This is a genomic window from Nocardia sp. FDAARGOS_372 (assembly GCF_002554515.1).
GTDB classification, from domain to species: Bacteria; Actinomycetota; Actinomycetes; order Mycobacteriales; family Mycobacteriaceae; genus Nocardia; species Nocardia farcinica.
In genome coordinates this window covers 5965043-5988927 of sequence record NZ_PDDW01000001.1, presented here as the reverse complement: position 1 = coordinate 5988927, position 23885 = coordinate 5965043, and the positions used below count along the sequence as shown (strand labels likewise).

Annotated in this window: 25 protein-coding genes; 5 read left to right on the top strand and 20 right to left on the bottom strand. The window is 71.9% G+C overall.

The features are described 5' to 3' along the window. Nucleotides 1–102: 102 nt before the first annotated feature. The 8 genes from CRM89_RS27830 to CRM89_RS27795 are packed head-to-tail and all read right to left on the bottom strand — an operon-like array spanning nt 103 to nt 7686. The gene (locus tag CRM89_RS27830) at nt 103–1044 is read right to left on the bottom strand and encodes an ABC transporter substrate-binding protein (protein WP_098086665.1); all 942 of its coding nucleotides are present in this window, start codon (nt 1042–1044) and stop codon (nt 103–105) included. A gap of 19 nt (nt 1045–1063) precedes the next feature. Continuing rightward, a complete protein-coding gene (locus CRM89_RS27825; RefSeq protein ID WP_041559904.1) occupies nt 1064–1771 on the bottom strand; it encodes a class II aldolase/adducin family protein in 708 nt (235 codons plus the stop codon). Between the two features lie 11 nt (nt 1772–1782). Beyond that, nucleotides 1783–2952, bottom strand: coding sequence for an LLM class flavin-dependent oxidoreductase (locus tag CRM89_RS27820; protein ID WP_098086664.1), 1170 nt, complete (start codon nt 2950–2952; stop codon nt 1783–1785). Further along, complete coding sequence (locus CRM89_RS27815; protein WP_098086663.1) at nt 2949–4052, bottom strand: LLM class flavin-dependent oxidoreductase; 1104 nt, start codon at nt 4050–4052, stop codon at nt 2949–2951. The genes CRM89_RS27820 and CRM89_RS27815 overlap by 4 nt, the downstream gene beginning before the upstream one ends. Continuing rightward, on the bottom strand, nt 4049–5071 hold the full coding sequence (locus CRM89_RS27810; RefSeq protein WP_060592946.1) for an ABC transporter substrate-binding protein: 1023 nt from the start codon (nt 5069–5071) through the stop codon (nt 4049–4051). The genes CRM89_RS27815 and CRM89_RS27810 overlap by 4 nt, the downstream gene beginning before the upstream one ends. Further along, complete coding sequence (locus tag CRM89_RS27805; RefSeq protein WP_098086662.1) at nt 5068–5805, bottom strand: ABC transporter ATP-binding protein; 738 nt, start codon at nt 5803–5805, stop codon at nt 5068–5070. Before CRM89_RS27805 ends, CRM89_RS27810 begins: the two co-directional genes overlap by 4 nt. Further along, nucleotides 5802–6650, bottom strand: coding sequence for an ABC transporter permease (locus tag CRM89_RS27800; protein ID WP_011207680.1), 849 nt, complete (start codon nt 6648–6650; stop codon nt 5802–5804). Before CRM89_RS27800 ends, CRM89_RS27805 begins: the two co-directional genes overlap by 4 nt. 1 nt (nt 6651) lies before the next feature. Further along, nucleotides 6652–7686, bottom strand: coding sequence for an NrtA/SsuA/CpmA family ABC transporter substrate-binding protein (locus tag CRM89_RS27795; RefSeq protein ID WP_098086661.1), 1035 nt, complete (start codon nt 7684–7686; stop codon nt 6652–6654). A 252-nt stretch (nt 7687–7938) separates the two neighbouring features. Between CRM89_RS27795 and CRM89_RS27790 the strand changes: the two genes are divergently transcribed. After that, on the top strand, nt 7939–8685 hold the full coding sequence (locus CRM89_RS27790) for an IclR family transcriptional regulator (protein ID WP_060592948.1): 747 nt from the start codon (nt 7939–7941) through the stop codon (nt 8683–8685). 19 nt (nt 8686–8704) lie between these two features. Here CRM89_RS27790 and CRM89_RS27785 read toward each other — a convergent pair whose 3' ends face one another. The 3 genes from CRM89_RS27785 to CRM89_RS27775 form a co-directional block, all read right to left on the bottom strand. Next, on the bottom strand, nt 8705–10396 hold the full coding sequence (locus tag CRM89_RS27785) for an FAD-binding dehydrogenase (RefSeq protein WP_172964587.1): 1692 nt from the start codon (nt 10394–10396) through the stop codon (nt 8705–8707). Further along, the gene (locus CRM89_RS27780; protein ID WP_098086659.1) at nt 10393–11022 is read right to left on the bottom strand and encodes a TetR/AcrR family transcriptional regulator; all 630 of its coding nucleotides are present in this window, start codon (nt 11020–11022) and stop codon (nt 10393–10395) included. The genes CRM89_RS27785 and CRM89_RS27780 overlap by 4 nt, the downstream gene beginning before the upstream one ends. 402 nt (nt 11023–11424) lie before the next feature. Continuing rightward, nucleotides 11425–12075 carry a hypothetical protein gene (locus CRM89_RS27775; RefSeq protein WP_098086658.1) on the bottom strand — a complete coding sequence of 217 codons (651 nt, stop codon included), beginning with the start codon at nt 12073–12075 and terminating at the stop codon, nt 11425–11427. Between the two features lie 230 nt (nt 12076–12305). On the opposite strand from CRM89_RS27775, the gene CRM89_RS27770 reads away from it, so the two are divergent. After that, on the top strand, nt 12306–12968 hold the full coding sequence (locus tag CRM89_RS27770) for a TetR/AcrR family transcriptional regulator (RefSeq protein WP_060592952.1): 663 nt from the start codon (nt 12306–12308) through the stop codon (nt 12966–12968). Nucleotides 12969–13006: 38 nt separating this feature from the next. Here CRM89_RS27770 and CRM89_RS27765 read toward each other — a convergent pair whose 3' ends face one another. From CRM89_RS27765 to CRM89_RS27740, 6 genes are all read right to left on the bottom strand, one after another. Further along, nucleotides 13007–13846: a DUF72 domain-containing protein gene (locus CRM89_RS27765; RefSeq protein WP_076573587.1), complete on the bottom strand. Its 840-nt coding sequence runs from the start codon at nt 13844–13846 to the stop codon at nt 13007–13009. Nucleotides 13847–13856: 10 nt separating this feature from the next. After that, complete coding sequence (locus tag CRM89_RS27760) at nt 13857–15206, bottom strand: hypothetical protein (protein WP_127516335.1); 1350 nt, start codon at nt 15204–15206, stop codon at nt 13857–13859. 72 nt (nt 15207–15278) lie between these two features. Beyond that, a complete protein-coding gene (locus tag CRM89_RS27755) occupies nt 15279–15776 on the bottom strand; it encodes an Rv3235 family protein (protein ID WP_127516334.1) in 498 nt (165 codons plus the stop codon). 88 nt (nt 15777–15864) lie between these two features. Next, nucleotides 15865–17289, bottom strand: coding sequence for a DUF1254 domain-containing protein (locus CRM89_RS27750; protein ID WP_098086655.1), 1425 nt, complete (start codon nt 17287–17289; stop codon nt 15865–15867). A gap of 66 nt (nt 17290–17355) precedes the next feature. Then, a complete protein-coding gene (locus CRM89_RS27745) occupies nt 17356–17550 on the bottom strand; it encodes a ferredoxin (protein ID WP_098086654.1) in 195 nt (64 codons plus the stop codon). Continuing rightward, entirely contained in the window at nt 17547–19016 is a 1470-nt protein-coding gene (locus CRM89_RS27740) for a cytochrome P450 (protein ID WP_228790270.1), read from the bottom strand. Before CRM89_RS27740 ends, CRM89_RS27745 begins: the two co-directional genes overlap by 4 nt. Before the next feature lie 101 nt (nt 19017–19117). Between CRM89_RS27740 and CRM89_RS27735 the strand changes: the two genes are divergently transcribed. Then, nucleotides 19118–19765, top strand: a complete 648-nt coding sequence (locus CRM89_RS27735) for a TetR/AcrR family transcriptional regulator (protein ID WP_011207667.1) — start codon at nt 19118–19120, stop codon at nt 19763–19765. 185 nt (nt 19766–19950) lie between these two features. Further along, nucleotides 19951–20376 carry a hypothetical protein gene (locus CRM89_RS27730; protein WP_011207666.1) on the top strand — a complete coding sequence of 142 codons (426 nt, stop codon included), beginning with the start codon at nt 19951–19953 and terminating at the stop codon, nt 20374–20376. A 3-nt stretch (nt 20377–20379) separates the two neighbouring features. Here CRM89_RS27730 and CRM89_RS27725 read toward each other — a convergent pair whose 3' ends face one another. The 3 genes from CRM89_RS27725 to CRM89_RS31200 all read right to left on the bottom strand — a co-directional run bounded on the left by CRM89_RS27725 (nt 20380) and on the right by CRM89_RS31200 (nt 22956). Continuing rightward, nucleotides 20380–21657, bottom strand: coding sequence for a sensor domain-containing diguanylate cyclase (locus tag CRM89_RS27725; protein ID WP_060592958.1), 1278 nt, complete (start codon nt 21655–21657; stop codon nt 20380–20382). Between the two features lie 29 nt (nt 21658–21686). Further along, the gene (locus tag CRM89_RS27720; protein WP_011207664.1) at nt 21687–22496 is read right to left on the bottom strand and encodes an SAM-dependent methyltransferase; all 810 of its coding nucleotides are present in this window, start codon (nt 22494–22496) and stop codon (nt 21687–21689) included. Between the two features lie 157 nt (nt 22497–22653). Continuing rightward, on the bottom strand, nt 22654–22956 hold the full coding sequence (locus tag CRM89_RS31200) for a hypothetical protein (RefSeq protein ID WP_172964586.1): 303 nt from the start codon (nt 22954–22956) through the stop codon (nt 22654–22656). Nucleotides 22957–22965: 9 nt separating this feature from the next. Between CRM89_RS31200 and CRM89_RS27715 the strand changes: the two genes are divergently transcribed. Continuing rightward, nucleotides 22966–23865: a cation diffusion facilitator family transporter gene (locus CRM89_RS27715; protein ID WP_041560715.1), complete on the top strand. Its 900-nt coding sequence runs from the start codon at nt 22966–22968 to the stop codon at nt 23863–23865. Nucleotides 23866–23885 lie beyond the last annotated feature (20 nt).

The window sequence follows — 23885 nt, the reverse complement described above, 5'->3', positions numbered from 1 at the left end:
GAGCTGACCGGTGCGCGGGCCGTCCCCCTGCGGTGCGCGCACAGTCGAGTCGATGCCGCCGGGCTCCCCTTCCCGGCGGCATCGTTCGTCATCCGGCTCCGATCAGGAGGGTACGGCGGTGCTCGTCACCGCGTCCGCGACCCACGGCAGCACCGCGTCGCGCACCCGCACCGTGCGTGGCAGCAACCCGTTGGCGGCCAACAGGTCCGCCGCCCGCTGCTGCTCGTCGAGGAAGGCCTCGTCCACCGGCCGCACCCCGAAGGGCCTGCCGCGCAGAGCCGCCTCCCACGCGTCGAGGTCGGCGGCCGCGCCGCGCGCGTGGGCGTCGTCGACGAAGTATCGAGCCGCCGCGCGCGGGTTCTCGGTGATCCACGCATCGGATTCCTGGAGCGCGGCGAGGATTTCGGTGACCGCCGCACGGTTGTGCTCGGCGAAGTCGCGGCGGGTGAACCACAGCGAGGGATGGCTGAACAGCGGCTCGGTCGCCACCAGGGTGTGCAGCTCGGTGGCGGCCTCCACCGCCGCCAGTCCCGGATACGCGCCCACCCACGCGTCGAGCGAGCCGTCCAGTAGCGCCGCCCCGCCGTCGTGCACGTCGGTGTCGACCGGGACGACGTCCGACCAGCGCAAGCCGGCCCGGTCCAGGGCGAACAGCAGCAGCGTGGTCTGCCAGGAACCGTGCGCGATGCCGACCCGCTTGCCGCGCAGATCGGCCGGTGTGCGAATACCGCTGTCGGCCTTGGTGACCAGCCTGCCGTTCTCCACCCGCGGGCCGGAGATGCCCAGGTAGACCAGGTCGCGGCCGTGCGCCAGGCCGGTGATCGGCGGGGTGAAACCGGTGCCGATCACGTCGTAGCCGCCCTCGGTGAACAGCCAGTCCGAATGCAGGGTCGGCAGCCCGGACCGGGGGTCGACCCGGGCGGCGGCGGGCAGCGCGCGCAGGTCGACCCATTCCACTTCGGGCAGCCGCCGCTCGAGGATGCCGCGGTGGCGCAGGACGAACAGTGAATTGTTGTGCGGGAAGTACCCGACGCGAATGCTCATGGGAGTGCTCTCCTGGGGGTCAGATCAGGCCGCGGCGGCGGGCCTCGTCGGCCAGGCCGGTACGGCCCCACTGCACGGCGAGGTTGGACGGATCGAATTCGACGGAGCCGCCGAGGGTTTCGGCGATGGCCTGGTATTGCGCGCCCTCTTCCAGCAGCACCACGAACTTCGCCAGCTCGAGCAGACCGGACCGGCCGATCACGTTCGCGCCACCGTTGGCCTCGAAGATGGCGACCAGGTCGGGGTCCTCGGCCAGCCGCTGGAGGATGAACTCGCCCGCACCGATGCTGCGGTCGATGTGCGGCGGGATCTCCCGGGAGAGCGTGAGCCGCTGCGCCGCGGCGTAGCGGATGGGCAGGGTGCGGTGGGTCTGCGCCCAGCCGCCCAGCCACGGGCTGTGCACGTGCACCACCGAGGTGATCTCGGGATGGCGGCGGAACACCTCGGCGTAGCCGGTGACGAATCCCGCGGGACCTGCACCGTCGAGCACGGTGCCGTCGAAGGTGGCCACGATCGGGCGCACGGTCGGGTCATCGGCCCAGGGCCCCGGTGCGTTGAGTGCGACCGCGATCTCCTCGCCGGGCACCCGCTCGACGAAATTGACGGTGCCGTTGCCGGTGACGGTGCCGGTCTCGCGGAACACCCGCAGGGCCCGTTCGGCGTCACGGGCGGCGGCCGCGGCGAAATCGGCGACGGCGGCGGGCAGCCGGGTCTCGGTGGTGGTCATGAGGTCTCCTGTCATCGGACGACGGTGAGGGTGTCGGTACGGGCCTGCGGGGTGAGGCGGGAGCGGCCGAGCAGCGGCAGCACCTCCTCGCCGACGCGGTAGGCCTCCTCGAGATGCGGGTTGCCCGCGAGGATGAACGCGTCGACGCCGAGATCGATGAGCTGGTCGAGCCGTTCGGCCACCTGCTCGTAGCTGCCGACCAGCCCGAAGGCGGGTCCGCCGCGGATGAGGCTGAAGCCGCACCACACGTTGGGCGACACCTCGAGATCGCGGTAGCCGGTGATGGTCTCGGGCACCCAGCCGGCGATCCTGGCGGCCCCGACGGAGTCGCCGCGGGCGGCGCGCTCGGCGGCGCCGCGGTCGACGAAGGCCCAGCCCTGTTCGATCTCGGCCCAGGCGGCTTCTTCGGTGTGCCGGGCCAGGATGTCGATACGCACCGCGAATTTCGGTGTCCTGCCCAGTTTTTCGGCATGGGCGCGGACACCGTCGAATTTGGCGCGCAGATCGTCGAACGGTTCCAGCCAGGACAGGTAGTAGTCGGCGTGCCGCCCGGCCGCCGCCACCGCGGCACCGGAGGATCCCGAGAAGTACACCTCGGGGAAGGGCTGCCCGGCCAGCCCCGGCGGCAGCGCCGCACCGCGCGTGGTGAAGAACCGCCCGCTGTGGTCGTAGGGCTCGCCGTCCCACACCCCGCGCAGCACGTCGAGGAACTCGCTGGTGCGCGCGTAGCGGTCGTCATGGGCGACCTTGTCGCCCCACCACAGCTGCGCCGGTCCCCCGCCGCCGCTGATGATGTTGTAGACCAACCGTCCGCCGGTGGCCCGTTGCAGGCTCGCCGACATCCGCGCCGCCTGCACCGGGTGCAGGAAGCCGGGCTGGAAGGCGACCATGAACCGGTAGGTGGTGGTCTCGCGGGCCAGCGCCGCCGACACCGCCCACGGATCGTCGGTCACCGGGAAGGAGGGCAGCAGCCCGCCGAGGAAGCCCGCCGATTCCGAGGCGCGCGCGACGGCGGCCATGTGGTCGATGTAGCCGTAGTCGTCGAGGCGACCGTCCCGCACCGCCGGGGCGATGTTGCCCGGCCCGTAGCCGTTGGCGTGGCCCCGGTTGTAGCGGCGCGGGGTGCGCAGCGACGCGTGATCGCCTTCCATGCCGATGCGCCAGTAGATGTCGATGGTCATGCCGGTACCTCCTCGGCGCCGGTGAGCGTGCGCCCGGCCGGATCGGCCAGGTGCAGCAGGTGCTCGCCCGCCCGGTGCACTTCCTCGATGTGCGGGTGGCCGCCGAGCACCACCGTGTCGATGCCCGCCGCGGCGTAGTCGCGCAGTCGCGCCGCCACCTGTTCGTAGCTGCCGACCAACCCGACCGGATGCGGGTAGCCGAAGGCGGCGAAGCCGGCCCAGCGCCCGTCGCCGAGGTCGAGTGCGCGCGCCTCGGCGATGTCGCGGCCGGTTTCCCGCCACTGCCGGTGCACCCTGGCCCAGGCTTCCCGTTCGGTCTGCCTGGCCACCACCGGCAGCTCCAGACCCGCGCGCACGGTGCGGCCCACGGCCGCCGCGCGGTCGCGCAGCTCCGCGAGCGCGGCGGCGGGACCGCGCGCCGACTCGGTGAAGACGTGCAGGTCGCCGTGCCGTGCCGACAGGTCGAGTGCCTCGGGGGCATCCCCGCTCAGCTGCACCTGCGGGAACGGCAGACCGGACAGGATGCCGCGGAATCCGCCGTCGATCACGTGGTAGTGGTCGCCGTCGAAGTCGAAGCCCGTGCCGTCGAACCCGGAGCCGGGCACGGGCTCGGCGTTCCACACGCCCCGGGCCACGGTGAGGAATTCGGCCGCCCGGGCGTAGCGGTCCACTCCGGTCACGGTGTCACCGCGCGCGGCCGCCTGCGCGGCGTCGGTGTCGACCGCCAGCCGCCAGGCCAGCCTGCCGCGCGAGAGTCGTTGCAACGTGGCCGACATCTTCGCCGCGTACACCGGGGTACCGAAGCCGGGCTCGAACTCGACGACCACCGTCGCGTAGCGGGTCGCGCGCAGCGCACCGCCTGCGACGATCCAGGACTCCTCGCCGAGCGGGTCGTACGGCGCGAGCACGCCGTCCAGCCCGGCCAGTTCGGCGGCATCCACGATCTGGGCGAGATCGTCGAAGGGGCCGTAACGGCCCGGTCGCGGATCCGTGGCAGGGGTCGTCGGCGGCGGGCCCCCGAAACCGCCCCGGTGCCGCGACTCCGGCCGGGCGCGCCTGCCGTCGCCGCGGGTGGGCAGCCGCCACAGGAACGCGGTCATGCCGCCGCCCTCTCGGCCTCGACGAGTTCGCGCGCGCGATCCAGCGGTTCGGTCGCCACCCAGGAGCCGAGATCGAAGTCGGCGGCGAGGAATCCGTGGGTGTAGAGGAACTGCTTCTGCACACCGAGCAGTTCGAGCCGCTCCGCCGACAGCGACGGATGCAGGCCGCGGTGGAAATCGGCGCCGTACGCCGCGTGCACCCCGGCCGGGCCGGACAGCGTCTCCCGCTGCAACACCGCGCGCACGCCGTCGAGGTTGTCGGCGGCCCAGTCGGCCGCGCGCAGGCTCTGCGCCAGGAAACCGACGACCACCTCCGGGTGGTGTTCGAGCAGGTCGGCATGCACCGTGATCGGGCGCGGGGTCCCGTTGTTGACGCGCAGCCGCCGCTCGGGGGTGGCGTCCAGATCGACCGCGACCCGCAGACCGTGCTCGGCGGCCACCTCGGCGGCCCGCGCGCCCTTGACGTAGATGGCGTCGACCCGGCCGTCGAGCAGTTCGGCGACGCCCCAGGTGGTGCCGCGTTGCCGCTGAACGTCGTTGCGCACCTGCGGATTTCGGTCCACACCCACCTCCACGACGGACACATCGGCGAGGGTGTGCCCGCTCAGCCGCAGCGCGTTGGCGAAGCCGTGCAGCGCCATCGCGCGGGGGAAGCTGCGCGCCTGGTCGGCGGCCCAGCCGGGGACACCGATCCGCAGACCGGCCAGCTCGGCCGGGCTCGCGACCGGCGAATCCGGGCCGACCAGGATGGCTTGCGCCTCGTCGATCCAGGTGAGCCCGATCAGGCGGGTGGGCGAGCCCTGCGCGCGGGCGGCCAGCGCGGGTACGTTGCCGCCCTCGCGGATCAGGCTCGGCAGGTCGTGCAGGAAGTGATGGCCGGCCAACTCGGGGCCGGCGTCCTGCAACACGCCGAACTCCAGGCCGGCGGCCGCGGCCGTCTCGCCGAGCCAGCCGAGACTGTGTGCCAGGCCGCTCGCGGTGGGGACCGGGCAGCGGGTGTACCAAAGGGTGTCGGTCATGAAGCACTCCTGATGGGGCGGCGGTCGGGGCCGCCGACGCCGAGATGGGCGAGGAATTCGGTCTGGTAGCGCAGGATGTCGGGGTCGGCGCGCTCGCGCGGACGGGGCGCGGTGATGGCGGTGTCGACCGCGAAGCGGCCGCGGTCGAGCACGATCACCCGGTCGGCCAGGCGCACGGCCTCGTCGACATCGTGGGTGACCATCAACACGGCGGGGCGGTGCCGGGCGACCAGATCGCCGACCAGGTCCTGCATCCGCAGCCGGGTCAGTGCGTCGAGCGCGGCGAACGGCTCGTCGAGCAGCAGCAGCTCCGGCTCCCGGACCAGCGCCCTGGCCAGGGCGGCACGCTGTGCCTCACCGCCGGAGAGCGTGGCGGGCCACTGGTCGGCCTTGCCGTCGAGATGCACCTCCGCCAGCGCGGCCAGCCCGGCCTCCCGGTTGCTCCGGGTACGGCGCAAGCCGACGAGCACATTGGCGAGCACCCGTTTGGACGGGATGAGCCGAGGTTCTTGGTAGACGGTGGTCCGGCGGCCCGGTACCAGCACCTCGCCCGCGTCGGGGACCTCCAGCCCGGTCAGCAGCCGCAGCAGCGTGGTCTTGCCGGTGCCGCTGGGCCCGAGCAGGACCACGAACTCGCCGCGGCGGATGGTCAGGTCGACCCCGTCGAGAACGGTCTTGTCGCCGAAGGACTTCCGCAGTCCGGTGATCGAGACCGCGATCGGTTCGGTGCTCATCGGATCGCCACCTGCTTGCGCCAGGGCATCGCGAAACGCTCGAGCAACCGGACCAGGCCGTCGAAGACCAGGCCGAGCAGCGCGTAGAGCACCACGCACAGCACCATGTAATCGGTGCGGTTGTACTCCTGGGCCAGGGTGACCAGGTAGCCGACGCCCTCGCGGGTGCCCACCTGCTCGGCCGCGATCAGGCCGGTGATGCTGATCGACAGGCACACCCGCAGCGCCATGAGCACGCCGGGCAGTGCGGAGGGCAACACCACCTCGCGCACCAGCCGCGCGCCGGAGAGCCCGAACCCCCTGGCCGCCTCGACCATCTTGCGGTCGACGTTGCGCACCCCGAGATAGGTGTAGGCGTACATGGGCGCGACGGTGGCGACCGCGATGAGCAGGATCTTGTACAGCTCGTCGATGCCGAACCAGGCGATGAACAGCGGCACCAGCGCCAGGAACGGCACGGCGCGCAGGATCTGCATGGTCGAGTCGACCAGTTCCTCACCGAGCGCGGACAGGCCGGACACCAGCCCGAGCAGCAGCCCGGCCGAGACGCCGATCCCGACGCCGAGCGCCGCCCGCACGAACGAGGCGAGCGCGAAGTCGATCAGCTGACCGTTGCCGAGCAGTTCGGTGAACGCCGTCCACACCGCGGGCGGTCCGGCGATGACCCGTTCGGAGATCGCCCCGGTGGCCGAGCCGATCCACCACGCGGCCACGAACAACGCGGGCAGCAGGAAGCGCAGGGGCACCGACACCCACGCGGGCCGCGACCTCTCGGTGCGCGCGCGAGGCGCGGTGAGCGGGGTGGCCTGCGCGGTCGCGGGCAGTGGCGGGGTGAGCACGGCCATGTCAGCTCCCCGCCCGCACCGCGGCCAGCTGATCCCGGGTCAGCTTGGCGCGCAGATCGTAGAAGATGTCCGCCGGGGTGATGGCGCGGCTGATCACGCCGTTGGCGAGGAAGATGTCGACCACGTCGGCCAGTGCCTCGGCATCCTCCTGATCGGGCAGGTGCGGGACGGTCGCCTCGCCGCCGACCCGCAGTGCGTCGGCCAGGCGCTGGCCGCTCAGCGCGCGCGGCCCGGTCTGCTCGAAGACGTTCTCGAACTCGGCCGGATTCGCCCGCTGGCGCTGGCTGAGCTGCTGGAGCACCTCGAGGTACTTCGCGGCGATGTCGGGGCGCTCGTCGAGCACCTCGGTGCGGAACACCACCACGGTGTTGTCGCGCGAGCCGATGCTCGCCTCGGTGGCGATCTCGACGCCACCGTTGGCCTTGGCCTCCTGGTAGGGCACCAGGAACGAAGCCCAGGCGTCCACCTTGCCGGTGGCGAAGGCCGAGGCGGCTTCCTTCTGTTGCAGCGGCACCCGCGTCACCTGGTCGGCCGGAACCCCCGCCTGCGCCAGCGCCCGCAGCAGGATGTACTCCCCCTTCGCGGCCGGGTTGACCGCGACCCGCTTGCCGACCAGGTCCTGGACCGAGCGGATACCCGACTGCGGGGTGGCGATGATGCCGCTCTGGTCCTTGCCCGCCGGGTCCTGCACGGCGACGATGCGCACGCCCACGTCCTTGGACAGCGCCCCGACCACCGGACTGAAGGCGGCACCGGACACGTCGAGTTCGCCGGTGTTGAACAGCTTGAGGTTGGAGCTGAAACCCGGTGTGGTGTTGACCCATTCGACCTTGGCGCCGAGCGGGGCCAGCGCCGCGTCGAAGAGCCCGTCGCGCTTGCCGACGGCCAGCGGACCGGAGTTGCCCGGGTCGGTCACCTTCAACACGAAGGTGCCGGAATCGGACCCCGCGTCCGGCTCGGAGCCACACGCGGCGACGAGTGCGACGACGGGGGCGATCGCGAACGCGATGCGCAAGAAGGCGCGCCTGCGGGACATCGTGGGTGACTCCTGTTCGGGGAAGTGATCGAGCGAATGCCCTCGCAGCGTAGGGACGCCGGTCACCGACCCGACAGGGAATGCTTGCCGAAGATCGGAAAGGTTGACAACCGGCCCTCGTTGGACATAGGGGCATCGATCGGCCAATTCCCGCACCCGATCTCCGGCGATCCACTCCGCGAGCGCCCGCGCTTTCCACATGACGGAAAGTTCCCGGGTTGTCCACAAGGTCGGCTGTGTTACCGTCGGGCCGTGGAACCCTCCGGTGTGCAGACCGTCTCCCGCGCCCTGTCGGTCCTGGACTGCTTCCGCGGCGGCGACTCCCGCGGCGTCTCGGAAGTGGCTCGCGCGCAAGGCATCCCGGTCAGCACCGCGCACCGCCTGCTGACCGCCCTGGTGCGTGCCGGCTTCCTGGAGAAGGACCCGGCCTCCAGCCGCTACCGGATCGGCCGGGCACTGGCCGAGTACGGGCAGATCGCCTACCGGCAGCACCGGATCTACCTGGCCGAACCGCTGCTCGAACAACTCGCGGGCACCACCGGCGCCAGCGCCTCCATCGCCACCCGCCACGACATCCACGCGGTGCTGCTCGGCACCAGCCGCTGGCGCGAATCCGACGGGCACCGGCTCCAGGGCGTGCGCCTGCCCCTGCACGCCAGCGCACTCGGCAAGGCGCTGCTGGCCTGGTCGGACGTCGGCGACGCGGACCTGCGCGCCCTCCCCTACGACGAGGGCACCGAACGGTCGGTCACCGGACCGGCGGAACTACGCGCCGAACTCTCCCTGACCCGCGAGCGCGGCTACGCCTACAACGACGAGGAACTCGACCCCGGCTTCCGCACGATCGGCTTGCCCATCCCCGACCCGGACGGCGGCTGCCGCTTCGCGCTCGGCCTGCGCGGACCGACCACCCTGATGATTCCCGAACGCGTGCCGTTCTTCGTGGAGCTGGCCAAGGTGACCGCCCGCGACATCGCCGCGGCCTTCGCCACCCCCTGAGGGGTGCGACGACCTCACCTCAGGCGAGTGACCTCGCCAGGGCTCGGCCCGCGGCGCGGCCGGAGAAGATGCAGCCGCCGAGGAAGGTGCCCTCGAGGGCGTTGTACCCGTGCACGCCACCGCCGCCGAAGCCGGCGACCTCGCCCGCGGCGTAGAGACCGGGCAGGGGTGTGCCGTCGGGCCGCATCACCTGCGAGTCCAGGTTGGTCTGCAGGCCGCCCAGAGTCTTGCGGGTGAGGATGTTCAGGCGCACCGCGATCAGCGGGCCCGCCTTCGGATCCAGGATGCGGTGCGGCTTGGCGACCCGGCCCGCCTTGTCGGCGAAGGACTGGCGGGCGTTGGTGATCGCCATCAACTGGGCGTCCTTGCTGAACTTGTTGTCGATCTCCCGGTCGCGCGCGACGATCTGGCGTTCGAGTTCGGCGAGGTCGAGCTGCGGGCCCCGGGCGATCTTGTTCATGCCCTGCACCAGCTCGGCCAGCGTGTCCGCGACGACGAAATCCACGCCGTGCTGCTTGAACGCCTCCACCGGCCCCGGCGCGCCCTTGGCCACCCGGCTCTTGAGGGTGAGCTTGATGTCCTTGCCCGTGATGTCGGGGTTCTGTTCCGACCCCGAGAGCGCGAACTCCTTCTCGATGATCGCCTGGGTCAGCACGAACCACGAGTAGTCGTAGCCCGCGGCCAGGATCGCCTTCATCGTGGCATTGGTGTCGAAACCGGGGAAACACGGTGCGGGCAGCCGCTTTCCGGTGGCGTCGAACCACATCGAGGAGGGGCCGGGAATGATGCGGATCGCGTGGTCGGGCCAGACCGGATCCCAGTTGTGGACGCCCTCGGTGTAGTGCCACATGCGGTCCCGGTTGACGATCGCGCCGCCGGCGGCCTCGGAGATGGCCAGCATGCGCCCGTCCACGTGTGCGGGCACGCCGGAGATCAGGGTCTCCGGGCAGCGGCCCAGGCGCTCGGTGGGCCAGTTGCGCCGGATCATCTCGTGGTTGTGGCCGATGCCGCCGGAGGTGACCACCACCGCCTTGGCGCGGAACTCGAACTCGTCCACCACCGTGCGCGACGACGCCCGACCGCGCGCGAGATCGGTGTCCTCGAGCACGCTGCCGCGCACCCCGACGACCGCGCCGTCCTCGACGATCAATTCGTCCACCCGGTGCCGGAAACTGAAGCCCACCAACCCGCGGCGCTCGGCGTCGAGCACCGGTTCGGCGAACACCCGCACCACCTCGGGCCCGGTGCCCCAGGTCAGGTGGAACCGCGGCACCGAGTTGCCGTGCCCGTCGGCCAGTCCCCCGCCGCGCTCGGCCCAGCCGACCAGCGGCGTCACCCGCAGGCCGAGATCGCGCAGGTAGTCCCGCTTCTCGGTGGCGGCGAAGCGGACGTAGGCCTGGGCCCACTGCCGCGCCCAATGGTCCTCGTCGTCGCGGTCGAACCCGGCCGAGCCCAGCCAGTCCTGGAGCGCCAGTTCGTAGGAGTCCTTGATGCCCAGCCGCCGCTGCTCGGGGGTGTCGACCAGGAACAGCCCACCCAACGACCAGAAGGCCTGTCCGCCCAGGTTGTTGCGGTTCTCCTGATCGAGCAGGTGCACCGTGCGTCCGGCCAGGGCCAGCTCGTGGGCCGCCACCAGCCCGGCCAGACCCGCGCCGACGACGATCACGTCGGCCTGGCGCGCGAACTCGGGACTGCAGTTGGTCATCGTCATCCTCCGTTGGGCGTGCTGTAGGCCAGCACCACGTGACAGAACAGCTCGGCGCGCCGCCGGTGCACGGCGGCGTTGTCCGGCTCCATGAGCACCTGCGCCGCGGTGCCGTCGTGCACCGCGACCAGCGCCTGACCGAGCGCCACCGGGTCGGCGACGGTGCGGCCCGCGCGCGCCAGCGCCGCCACGATGGTGGGCATCAGCGCCGCCACGATCGCCTCCTCGCGCGCGGCCATCACCCGGCGCAGGGCCGGGGTGCGCAGCGCGTGCGCGGTGAATTCGGCGGTGATCCGGAACCAGGCGTCGTCGAGCGGCACCGCGCGCAGCAGGCCGTCGACCGCGGCCCGGACATCGGTCACGCCGTCGACGGAGATCTCGTCCAGCGCCGCGCGCACGTCCGTCAGCAGCTCCGCCGAGCGCTGCTCCCACATCGCCAGGAACAGCTCGTCGAGCGAGGTGAAGTTCGAATAGAACGCGCCTCGTGTGAATCCGGCTCGCTCACAAACTTTTTCGACGGTGGCCCGGCCGAAGCCCTCCGCGGCGAACACCTCGTAGGCGGCGGCGAGCAACCGATTGCGCGTGTGTACCCGACGCCTGCTCGTCGCCTTGGCCGCCGCGTGCGATGCCACCGGACCTCCTCGCGCCGGTTCGATACACCGGCGTATTCGATACAGAAACGTATCAGAAGCGCCGCGATGGCGTCAGCACTTCGGCCGACCGGATCCGGCCCGCCCCCGGCGAGCCGGATCCGGCAACCCTCACCAGCCGGAGCCGGAGCCACCCGATCCGGTGTTGGCCAGGATCGTGCCGATCACGATCTGGGCGAGCCCGGCCACAGAGCCAAGAAATTCCACGGTGTCCTCCGATTCCTCATCGCCGACAGTCCGGCGTAGCCGTAACTTAGCTGATCGGCCGTCCAAAAGGGGGGCGTTTCATATAACTGCTCGACTCACCTACCCGGATGGGACTCGCGGCGAATCGTCACGACCAGCGGGCCCGTCCCCGGGCGGCTGCCGGCGCCGGGCCGGGGGTCACCGGTCCGGGGGTGCGATGCGGGTGATGCGGGTGCCGTCGGCGTGGTCGGCGACCGTGACGAATTGTCGATAGGTCTTCACCACGCCATCGGGGCGTATTTCGGTGAGGACCACGTCGTAGCGGCCGTCGGGGAGCGGGGTGATCAGCACGCAGTGGCGCGTGCCGGGGGGCACGGAGGCGATGCCGGCGTCGATGGTCGCGACCGCGGAGACGGCGGCGTCGCGGGTGGTGACCGCGCGGGCGGCCGCGCCGGATCGGGTGACGTAGTAGGCGTACTGGAAGGCCAGGACGGCGTCGGGGCCGTCGGCGGTCGATCCGGTGCCGTTGCCGCGCACCAGTTGCGGGGTGCGGACCGGTTCGCAGCCGGGCCCACCGCCCAGGACCGGGTCGGCCACCGTGGCGGACTGTCGCGGCCCGGCGGCGGAGGCCACGTAGGCGAGCACCACCGCGACCGCGGCCAGCGAGACCCCCAGGGCGACGGCGGCCACCAGCCACGGCCGGTGCGGGCGGGCGCTCCGGCCCCGCCGCCGCGGCGGTCGGCGGCCACGATGCCTGCCCGGGGTCGCCCCCGGCGCGATCATGCCCGGCCACAGCGGTGTCCGCGCACCCGGCGCCGCACGGCGTGACCCCACCGCGTTCGACGCCATGATCGACGCACCTTCCCCTGTCAATACCGTTGCGCAGTAACAAGATTGCACATGTCCGCGGATAATGGCGGGCGAATGGGCCGATCGGGCGCGCCGGAGCGGCCACGACGCGACCACCGGCGTCGATGCGCGCATAATCGGAACCCGCGAGCGGCGGCGTCGGGGCGGTCCGCGCGGAACGGTCCCGTGCGTTCGGCGCGCCCGCGCAACACACCGACAGAGAGGCAGCCATGCGCCCACCGACAACGCAACGGGAGTCGTTGTCCGACAGCGAGTTCGCCGATCGTCACCGCGCGGTCCGGGAGGCCGTCCTCACCTCACCGCGCGGCAGGCTGATCGCCGCGATCGTCGACTGTGTCGAAACCAAGGGCTATCCGGCGACCACGCTCAGCGACATCGTCGCCCGGGCGCGGGTGTCGCGCAGCACCTTCTACGAACATTTCGCCAACAAGGAACACTGCTTCGTCGAGGCCGTGCACGCGGGCATCGACATCCTGGCCGCCCGGATCAACGGGGAGCTGGCGCAGCTGCCCCGCGACGCCGACCCGCGCGCCAAGATCGCCTCGGTGATCACCACGTTCTGCGAAACCGTCGCCGCCGAGCCGGGGTTCGCCCGGCTGGTGCTGGTCGAGGCGTTCCGCGTCGAACGGGCCGCCGAGGCGGTGCGCAACCGGGCCGTCGACCGGTTCACCGACCTCTACCGGCACTTCCACGCGGTGGCCAGGGCGGGCGACCCCTCGGTGCCACCGGTCTCGGCAGAGCTGATCTCGCTGATCCCCGACGCGGTCGGCGAACGCACCCGCAGGCTGATCCTCACCGACGGACCCGAGGCGGTGCCCCGATCGGCACCGCTGTTCATCGCGTTCACCACCACCGTGCTCGGCCTGGACTGAGCGCGGCGACCGAGCGCGGCCGGGACAGCGTCGAGGGCTCAGAACAGCGTCATGGGCTCGGAGTCGACCGGTTCGGGCAGCGGGTCCAACTCCGGCACGAGCGCGCGCACCTCGGTGTGGAAGCGCCGGGCCAGGTCGAGAGCGCCCGCGTTGTCGGGGGTGTGCACGAACACCGTCGGTGAACGGCCCTCGCGCAGCCAGCCCGCCACGACCGGCAGCCACGGCTGCCAGCCCGCCACGGTCTCGGCGGGATCGTCGCGGCCGTGGTAGCGCACCATCGGATGCGCGGTCAGTGCCCGGGTGCGCCGGGGCACCCGCGGCTTCTTCGCCCACGCCTCCTCCTCGGCGGGGCCGCGCGGCGGTGCGCCGAACAGGACGGTGGTGTCGAAGATCGTCCACTCCGCGCCCGCCCGGCCGAGCACCCGCTCGAGCGCCGCCGCGGCGCGTTCGTCGTCGAAGAAGGCGCGATGGCGCACCTCGACCGCGCGGCACGGACCGGCCGGGAGCGTGCGCAGGAACGCGGCCAGCGCACCGAGATCGGTGGGCCCGAACGACGCGGGCAACTGAATCCACACCGTGTGCAGGCGCGGCCCGAGCGGCGCCAGCACATCGAGGAACGCGCGCAGCTCGGCGTCGGCGCCGGTCAGCCTGCGCTCGTGGGTGATCGTGCGCGGCAGCTTGGCCACGAACCGGAAGTCCGGGCCGGTCTGCTGTGCCCAGGAGCGCACGGTGCCCGGCGACGGGCTCGCGTAGAAGGTGGTGTTGCCCTCGACGGCGTCGCAGCGCTCGGCGTACCACCGCAGCCGCTGGGCCGAGGGCACCTGCCGGTCCTGCCACGCCGGATGCGTCCACATCGCACATCCCACGTGAAGCCGCATGGCCGCGACGTTAGTCGGCCCGGCCGACATCCACGCCGGTGGCTCCCTCCTCCGCCCGGGCGGCGGCGGGTTTGCGCCACCGCCACAGCAGCAGGATGCCCAGCGCGCAGCCGACGGTCACCAGCGCCGCCACGGCGCCCGGCAACGCGTAGAGCAGCAGGTCGGAGCGGCCGTAGGCGCGCGGCACCTCCCACTGCCGGGGAAGCGCGAAACCCACGCCGAAGATCCTGGCGCGCACGGCGACCACCACACCCGGTAGGAACAGCACGATCAACCCGAGCAGCAGCGTCGGCGCGCCGCTACGGGGCATCGTCGCCGCGAGGCAGTAGCCGGTGACCAGGGTGAGCAGCAGGCAACCGGCCACCGAGGCGGCCGGTACCGGTCCCTCCGGGCGTGCGGTGAGCACGGCGAACAGCGAAAGCCCCGCCGTGCCCGCCACACCGGCCAGCGGCATCGGCCGGTACCGGCCCAGCACCATGCCGCCGACGCCGGCCGCGATCAGCAACGGCACCATCCAGCCCGTCAACGGCAACACGACGGTGGCGCCGCCCGCGGCCGCCACCGCCACCGCGCACAGGATCAGCTCGCCGTCGCGACCGGGCAGCAGCAAGGCGGTGAGCATCGCCGTCACGACGGTCACCAACGCCACCGGCAACGCGTCGGCGATCGTGCTCTCCTCCCGGACCAACCACGCCGAACCCGCCACCGTGCTCAGCGCCATCAGCAGGACCGCGACGATCGGGCGCAACGGAAGTTCCACCGAGATCGCCTGTTCCTCGGCCCGGCCGCGATGGGTGTAGGCACACACCGCGATCAACGCGGTGGCGGGCCACAACAGCCACTGCGACGGCGAATCCACCACGAACCAGGCCAACGGCGAGTTGCCCGCGGTGCCGGTGAACTCCGCGTCGGAGACACTCAGATCACTGAGCATGATGCTGGTCATCGCGCCGAGCGCGGCCATCAGCGTGGGCAGCCGCCGGAACTGCACGGCCGCGGCCAGACCACCCAGCAGCACCCCACCGGCGAGGCAATCGATGTAGTTCAGGGTGGTGAGCGGGGCGAATCCCGAGAAGTACTGGCCGAGGACGTGATTGGCCAGCAGGACGACGCAGCCGCCGACCGCGGATCCCCAGGCGACCACCGCCGAGCTGGTCGTCGTGGCGAACACCGCGGTGATGACCGCGGCCACACCGCCGACCGCGGTGGCGCGCGGCAGGCTGTAGACCAGCAGCTCCATCTCCAGGGAGGCGGTGCCGTGTGCCCAGGCCAGCGAGATCGGGGTGGTGAGCGCCAGTCCGCCGATCACGGCGGACAGGTACACCGTGAACAGCTCGATCGACACCGAACAGCGCCGCACCAGTTCCAAGGTAGTCGAGTCCGGCGCGCCGGGGGTGCGACGCGCGGGGATGTCCCGCGCTCGGGCAACCGCTCAGCGCACGCGCAGCGCGGTCAGCCGCCAGCCGGTGGCGCGGGTACGGGCCACCCGCGCGGCCAGGGCGAAGTGCCGCCCACCGCGGTCGTAGCCGGCCCAGACCTCCGCGGTGTCGGTGTCGAGCAGCCGCAAGCGCACTCGGAGGTGCACCGCGGAGCCGAGCGCGCGGCCGGGCACGAGATCCGCGCTCACCAGTGTCCGCACGGCGGCCAGCACGGTGGGATCGGCGAGTCCGGCCAGCTGCCCCACCGGTCTGCGGCGGTCGAGCACCTCGAGCGCCATCCGCACCGCGCGCTCGGCGAACCGGGTCGCCCCGTCGGCGGCCGCCGCGCGTTCGGCGGCGTGCACCGCGCGCAGCGTCCGCTGGATCCCGGCGCCGGAGCGCGCACCCGAGCGCCGCGGCGCCGGCCTGCCGGCCCGTACGGGTGCGCCGGCACTCCGAAATGGCGGCTCCCCCTGCGGCGCGCGCGACAACGCCTTCCGTCCCTCGCTCATCCCTACCCCTCCTCACGACCGGTTCCGGCGACGATCATCGATCCGGGCGCGGGAGCGCACCCGAGTAGCGCGCTACTCGAATCTCCGTTCAGGGCACGGGAACCAGCGGCGGCGGGTGCCAACTACCGTCCAGCACTTCGGTTCTCGGCGCGTACAGGCGCAGGGTCAGCGAGAAGGTGCCGCGGTCGGGGATCGGCAGCCAACTGCCCGCGGGCACGCCGGGACCGGGGTCCGCGTGCTGGATCACCAGCACCAGCGATCCGTCCGGCGCGGGCGGCACCGGAATCCGATGGCCCACCGAGTAGATCTCCGCGTCGTTGGGCACCAGGAACCCGTCGCCGTCGTAGGCGGTCACCGACCAGAAGGCGTCCACCGGCGGCGCCTGGCCCGGCGCGAAGGTGAGCCGGTATCGGGTCGGAATGCCGTCGTCGTCGGCCGCGGCGAACAGGGTGGGATAGGCGGCACTCTCCGGCCGGTTGGCGCCGAGGCCCTTGGCGGCCGTGCTGGCGCGGCGCAGGTAGTCGTCGCCGTAGACGCCGATGTTCGGGTCGACCAGCCAGCCGTTGTCGATCCGGATCCCCGGATCGACGTAGACCTCGATGGTGTGCCGCACCGCCTGCACGGCCTCGGCCAGATCGTCGTCGGAGATCCCGGTCAGCGCGCCGCCCGGGGCGATGCCCAGCTGCGCGAACCGGGCCAGCGCGGGCCCGTCGGCGGGGGCGGGCGGATTCACCGCCATCAGCGCGCACAACCGCTCGAAGAACTCCGCCGGGTCCATCGCGGCCACCTGCTGCACCGGCGGCACGTCGCCGTCGCCGGTATCGGTGCGCCCGGGACCGGGGTCGCGGCCCGCGGGCCAGTCGGCCAGCGGTACCAGCCGCATCCGTTCCTGGATCGCCCGCACCGCGGGTACGTCCTCCGGTCCGTCGACCTGGATGCGGCCGAGCAGCCACACCGTCGGGGTCGGCATCGGCAACACCACCAGATCGGGGGGCAGTTCACCGGTCCAGCCGGGACCGGTCACCACATAGGTGTAGGGCGGCGCCGCACCCGCCGCCACCCGGGGACGCAGGTTGCCGGGGTTGTGCACGGTGTTGGTCCAGGCGTCGAGCAGTTGCAGCACCCAGTAGCGCTGCGGTTCCACCTCGGGCATCTGCACGACCATCGGTCCGGCGGACAGGTCGAGCCAGGCGATCGAGTACAGCGTGTCCATGTTGGGCCGGACCGGACCGCGCCGTCGCGGGGTCGGCAGTCCGGCCGCGTGCCGGAACTGGTTGTCCGGCGTGCTCGCCCGCGCGACCCGGCGGGTCGCGTCCATGAGCACCAGCGGATAACCGAAGACATAGGCGTCGGAGACGATGGTCTGCGGGTCCTCACCCGAGGGCGGCCGCTCGGTGACGCGCTCGGATCGCCCGCACGCCGCCGTCGCGCCGAACGCCGCCAGCGCGGCGCCCGCGCTCAACACGGTCCGCCGCGACAACGCCGGACCACCGGGGCGCCGCTGCTCCCGCATGGATCTGCTCCCAACTCCGCCTGGGTCGTGTCGAGCCGGCCATGCCGGAGTATAGCCGCGCGGTGCTCAGCTCCCTTCCAGCCGCAGGGCCTGCACCGGGCAGCTGTCCACGGCCAGTTCGGCCACGTCCCGGTCGGCCGGGCCGAGGGTGTCGGTACGCGGGCGCGCGACGTCGTCGTCGCCCACCCGGAACAGATCCGGCGCCAGCGCCTCGCACATGCCGTGGCCCTCGCACCGGTCCCGATCGACGACCACCCTCATCGCGCGAGCCGTTCCAGCCGGATGGGCAACCCGTCGGCGGGCGTCGGCCCGGTACCCGCCACCAACAGCGGCTCGTAGCCCGGCCGCACGCTCCAGCGGAACCGCGTGAGCATCTGGTACAGCACGGCTTTCACCGTCATTCCGCCGAAGTACAGGCCGATGCACTTGTGCGCGCCACCGCCGAAGGGCGCCCAGGCGAAGCGGTGCGATTTGTCCTCGCGGCGCTCCGGCGCGAACCGCTCGGGATCGAACTCGTCGGGATCGCGCCAGTACTGCGCGGTGCGCATCATCATGTACGGTCCGCACATCACGAGCGTGCCGCGCGGCAGGTAGTGCCCGCACAGCGCGGTGTCGGCGATGGTCTCGCGGGCCTGCTGCGCCACCGGCGCGTACATCCGCAGCGCTTCCTTGAACGCCATGTCCAGCAGCGGCAGCTCGTCGAGGTCGTCGTAGCCGACCGACTCCTTGCCGAGCCCGATCGCCTCGGCGCGCAGCTTGTCCTGCCACTCCGGATGCCTGCCGAGCTCGTAGACCAGCATCGAGGAGGCGATGGTGCTGGTGTCGTGCGCGGCCAGCATCACGAAGATCATGTGCTGCACGACCTCCTCGTCGGTGAAGGTGTGCCCCTCCTCCGTCGTGGCCCGGCTCAGCACGCTGAACAGGTCGTTGCCCTCCCCCGCGCGCTTGGCGGGCAGTTCGCGGCGGAAGTAGTCCTCGAGTCGGCGGCGGCCGCGCAGTCCACGCGCCCACACGCCGCCGGGCACGTTCGCGCGCACCATCGCGGTGCCGCCGTGCACCGCGTCCTCGAACGCGTGCGCCAGCGCGACGCTCTCGCGGCCGAGTTCGGCGCCGGCGAACACCTCGGTGGCCTGCTGCAACAGCAACTGCTTGATCGCGGTGTGGATGTGGAATTCGGCTGCGGGACGCCAGGATTCGATGCCGCGACGCAGCAGCGGGCTGGTCAGGTCCTGGTACCCGTGCAGCCGCGGCCGGGTGAAGGCCTGCTGCAGGATCCGGCGATGGAACATGTGGTCGTCGAAGTCGCGCAGCATCACCCCGCCGTGGAAGAACGGCCCGATCAGCCATTCCCAGCCGCGCTGGGCCGAGTAGACCTTGTCGCGATCGAGCAGCACCTGCTCGAACGCTTCCGGACCGGCCACCGACACCACCGGCCTGCCGAGCACGCCGAGCCAGGACACCGGGCCGAGGCGTTCGAACCGCTCGCGCGAGAAGCCCATCGGGTCGGCGAGGGTGTGCAGGGTGTACCCGATGCCGGGCGGGCCGAAGTCACCGAGCACCGGTTTCAGGCCGCTGCCCGGCGGCGGCTCGGCGAGCGGCCGGATCCGGGTCGGATACCGCTTCACCACCTGCAGCCCCGCGCGCTGCGCCTGCCAGGACAGGCGGGTGCGCAGGTGCCTGGCGTTGTCGGAGACCGCGCTGACCGTGGTGGGAAGTTGAAGACTCATGCCGAATCCCTTCGCGACGCTGCGAGTGATCTCGACCATATCGGAAACAAGCGTTTCCGTACACAGTTGTTTCCCGATTCGTGCTGTGAAAAGCTGTCTCGATGACCCGCGCAACGACCGGCACGTATCGCGGCGCCTCCACCGCCGAGCGGCGCGAGGACCGGCGCAGGCGCCTGCTGGACGCCGCGCTCGACATCGTCGGCACCAACGGCCTGTCCGCGCTGACCGTCCGCGGCGTCTGCGAGCAGGCCAAAGTGGGCCCGCGCTTCTTCTACGAAGCCTTCCCCGATCTGGACGCGCTCGCCATCGCGCTGCAGCTCGAGGTGCAGAATTCCGCCCTGGACAGCGCCCGCACCGCGATCGCGGTCACCGCCGGCACGCCCGCCCAGCGGATCAGGGCGGGGGTGGCCGCGCTCATCACCGACCTCACCGACGATCCGCGCCGCGCCCACATCGTCTTCGCGCAGGCCTTCGGCAGCGAAGCGCTGATGCGTTCGCGGTTCGCGAGCATGCGCACGGTGGCGGCCACCATCATCGAACAGACCCGCGTGGTGCTGGATCTGCCCGAGGGCCAGGACGCCGCCGTGGCCGCCACCTCGCAGTTGATCACCGGCGGCGCGGCGGAGCTGGTGCTGGTCTGGCTGGACGGCGGTCTCGACGTGGACCGCGAGGGATTGATCGACCTGCTGGCGGATTTCACGATCGCGATGATCGAAAGACTCCCCGCGGTGGCCGTACGCCTCGGATGATTGCAGCGGCGAGAAGTAGCCGTTCGCTATACACTGATTTGCAGGCCAGTTCTCCTTTCAATTCGAATTGGCTTCGGGCACACGATGTCCCGACCTGTGACCGGCTGTTCTCATCCATCGACGTCGGGAGGTGCGTTGTTCGACCCCGCACAGCGCGCCCGCCCACGTCCCACCGGAGGTGCGAGATGATCGAGAGTGCGTACGCGGCCGAGGCGACGGACACCACCGACCTGTCCCAGCGGTGTGCGGGCGAACCCGACGGCCCGGCCGCGCGGCTGCCCGGCAACAGCATGTGGACCGTCTCGGCCGTGGTGGTCGAGGCCGACGGACCCACCCCGCGCCCCGGCGTCGTGGCCTCGGCCAGCCTGCCCGACGCCGCCGAGCAACTGTGCGAATATCTGCCCCGCGCGGGCGCCGACGGCGACTGCTACCTGGTCGCGCGGCAGGTTCCGCTGGTGACGCACGGCCCGTGCAGCGGCGGCCAGCTGCCCCGACGCGCCTGGGTGAGCCCGATCCGCCGCGACGACGAGGGCCAGGCCACCTGGGGTCGGTGGACCCGCGCCGAGGAGCACCCGCAGTTCCGCCGCGAGGACGGCCTGGCCTGGAACTGACACTCAGCCGCGGCGGCCCGGCCGGGGCGCCGCGTGCTTGTCCCGGTACATGGCGGCGTCCGCGGCCCGCATGAGTTCGTCGACCTCCGCGGGCCGCTCCCGGCTGAACACCGCGCCGATACTGGCGCTCACCCGCACCGGCTGGCCCAATACGTCGAGCGGGTCGAGCAGCGCGGCGTGCAGCCGCCGGGTGAGCAGGTCCAACTGCTCGCGACCCTCGCAGCGCTCCACCAGGACGATGAACTCGTCGCCGCCGATACGCGCGGGCAGGCCCCACGATTCGACCGCCGCGCTGAGGCGGCGGGCCACGTCGTGCAGCACGCTGTCGCCGACGCTGTGGCCCCAGCGGTCGTTGATCTCCTTGAAGCCGTCCAGGTCCAGGTAGCAGATGCCGATCGGGGCCTGCGCGGCGGCGAGCCGGTCGAAGAACAGCACCCGGTTCGGCAGCCCGGTGAGGCTGTCGTGGTTGGCGTCGTGCCAGAGCCGGTCGGCCAGCTGCTTGCGCTCGGTGACGTCGACGGCGACCCCGATGAGAAAGCGGACCTGCCCGTCGGCATCGCGCACCGCCGACATCGACAGGTCGATCACCGAGACCTCGCCGTCGGGGCGCATATAGTGGGTCTCGATGCGGAAGCGGCGGATCTCGTCGGCCAGCATCCGTTGCATCTGCACGAACGCCTCGCCGAGATTGGCCGGGCCCATCAGCTCGGCCACCGACCGGCCCGGCATCCGCTCCTGCGGCAGGCCGAGCATTTCCGCGAAGGCGGCGTTGACCTCGAGCACCCGGCCGTGCACATCGATGGTGCCGATGCCCACCGACGCGCCCGCGAACACCGCCTCGAACCGGGCTTCCGAGAGCTGCCGCCTGGCCTCGGCCTCCTGCGCGGCCGCCAGCGCGGCGCCCAGCGTGGTCTCCTGCTCGGCCAGCGCGACCGCGCGCAGCGCACCGGTGAAGCCCGCGGCGAACTCGGCGGCGACGTCGACCGCCCTGGCACGGCACCGTTCGAACTCCGGATCCTCGCGGGCGCAGCAATCCTCGACCATGTCGGTGCAGATCACCCGCACGGTACGGCTGACGGCCAGCGGATCGCGATAATTGGCCGCCACCAGCATCACCGCCGCGCCCTGGGCGGCGTCGGGTTCGTCCCGGCCGCGGATCGCGCCGACCAGCAGTTCGGCGAGGTCGGCGAGCATCGCCTCGATCTCGGTACGCGTGAGCGCGGGGGCCACGACGCCGTCCAGCGCGTCGGCCCACCGTAACGACAGCTCACGCAAGCCCACCGGCCGCTACCCCCTCCCTCGGCGCGTTGTCAGGCCTTGCGGCCCACTCCTGCCAGGCCGAGCGAGCGGCCCGGCGCCTCGTGCCGGTCGCGGTCGGATTCGGGCCGCCACAACGGCAGTTCGACGACCCCTGGTTCCACCAGCGCCCATCCGTCGAACATACCGGCGATGGCCGCGGCGGGCCGGAAGTGGATGCCCACCTTGCTCGAGTCGGCGGCGCTGGCGCCCAGCGCGGCGGCGTCGTCGGGGCGCAACTCCGAGGTGAGATGCGAGATCGCCACGTACGACCCGGGGACGACCGCGTTTCGCAGCGCGGCGACCCGCTCGGCCGGACGGTCGTCGTCGGCCAGCAGGTGCAGCACCGCGATCAGCAGCAGCCCCACCGGCCGGTCGAGATCGATGAGACCGGATTCGCGCACCCGGGCCAGCAGATCCTCGGGCTTGCGCAGATCGGCTTCGACGGCATCGGCGTTGTCGTTGTCACGCAGGATCGAGCGGGCATGCGCGACGGCGACCGGATCGATGTCGATGTAGAGCACCCGGACGCGCGGGTCGAGGCTCTGCGCGACCTCGTGCACGTTGCCCACGGTGGGGATGCCCGAGCCGATGTCGACGAACTGGGTGATGCCCGCGTCGACGAGGAAGCGGACCGCGCGGCGCAGGAAGGCGCGGTTGCTCAGCGCCAGCCGGGGTAGATCGGGCACCAGCCGCTTGCCCATCTCGGCGGCCATCCGGTCCACCTCGAAGTTGTGCGAGCCGCCGAGCAACGCGTCGTACATGCGTGCCGGACTGGCCTGATTCATGTCGACGCCCTCGGGCGCCCAGGACGGCCTGTCCATCGAAATCCCCTCTGCCACGACCGGATCGCCGCGACGATCCGCACCGGCGCGCGAACCGCCCGGTGCTCACGGATGGTAATCCGCCGCGGTGACATGCGCCCGCGCCGTGCCGCGGAGAATCGCCGAAGATGGATGCAGACATTCGCATGTCAAGAAGTTAGGCTGAGCTCAGTTGATCACGACTGTATTCGATCGGACCGGCGTTCGATCGGGACCGGCGTTCGATCGGACCGGCGTTCGATCGGGACCGGCGCGAGACGGAAGGGACGACCTCGGCATGGGAGAACAGTGCGGCTCCAGCGGCGCACAGCGGATGGCGCCGACGCCCGGCGGCCACGAGCACGGCCACGAGCACGGCGGCCGCCGCACCGGTGGGCAGCGAAACGATGACACCGCCCACGCTCGGACCGCCCGCGCTCACACCGGCCACGCTCACACCGGCCACGACCACGCCGGCCACGACCACGGCGTGACGGCCGAGTCCGATCCGCGCTGGCTGAGCATCGCCCTCGCGCTGATCGTGGGCTTCATGGCCGTCGAGGTGGTCGTCGGCATCATCGCCCAATCGCTGGCGCTGATCACCGATGCCGCGCACATGCTCACCGACGCCGCCGCGATCGTGCTGGCACTCGTCGCGATCCGGCTGTCCCGCCGTCCCGCCGCGGGCGCCTACACCTACGGCTACAAGCGCGCCGAGATCCTCTCCGCCCAGGCCAACGGCATCACCCTGCTGCTGCTCGCGGCCTACTTCTGCTACGAGGGCATCCACCGCCTCATCGAGCCCCCGGACGTGGCGGGCCCGCTGGTGCTGATCACCGCGCTGGCCGGTATCGCGGTCAACATCGCCGCGGCATGGTGCATCAGTCACGCCAACCGCACCAGCCTCAACGTCGAAGGCGCCTTCCAGCACATCCTCAACGACATGTACGCCTTCATCGGCACCGCCGTCGCGGGCGCGGTCGTCTGGCTGGCCGGGTACCCGCGCGCCGACGCCGTCGCCGCGTTGATCGTCGCGGCGCTGATGGTCAAGGCGGGCTGGTCGCTGGTGCGCGAATCCGGGCGGATCTTCCTCGAGGCGGCGCCCGCGCACCTGGACCCCGACGCCATCGGCGCCCGTATCTGCGCCGTGCCCGACGTCACCGAGGTGCACGACCTGCACGTCTGGACCATCACCTCGGGCGAACCCTCGCTCTCGGCACACGTCCTCGTCGACGACCGGGCCGACTGCCACGGTGTCCGCCAGGCCATCGAGAACACGCTGCTCGGCGAATTCGCGCTCGCGCACACCACCCTGCAGATCGACCACGCCGCCGCGCCCGCCACCGCCCCGCACTGCGCCGAGCCGCACGGTCGCACCCACCGGCGCTGAGCGGCGCCGGCTTGACCTTC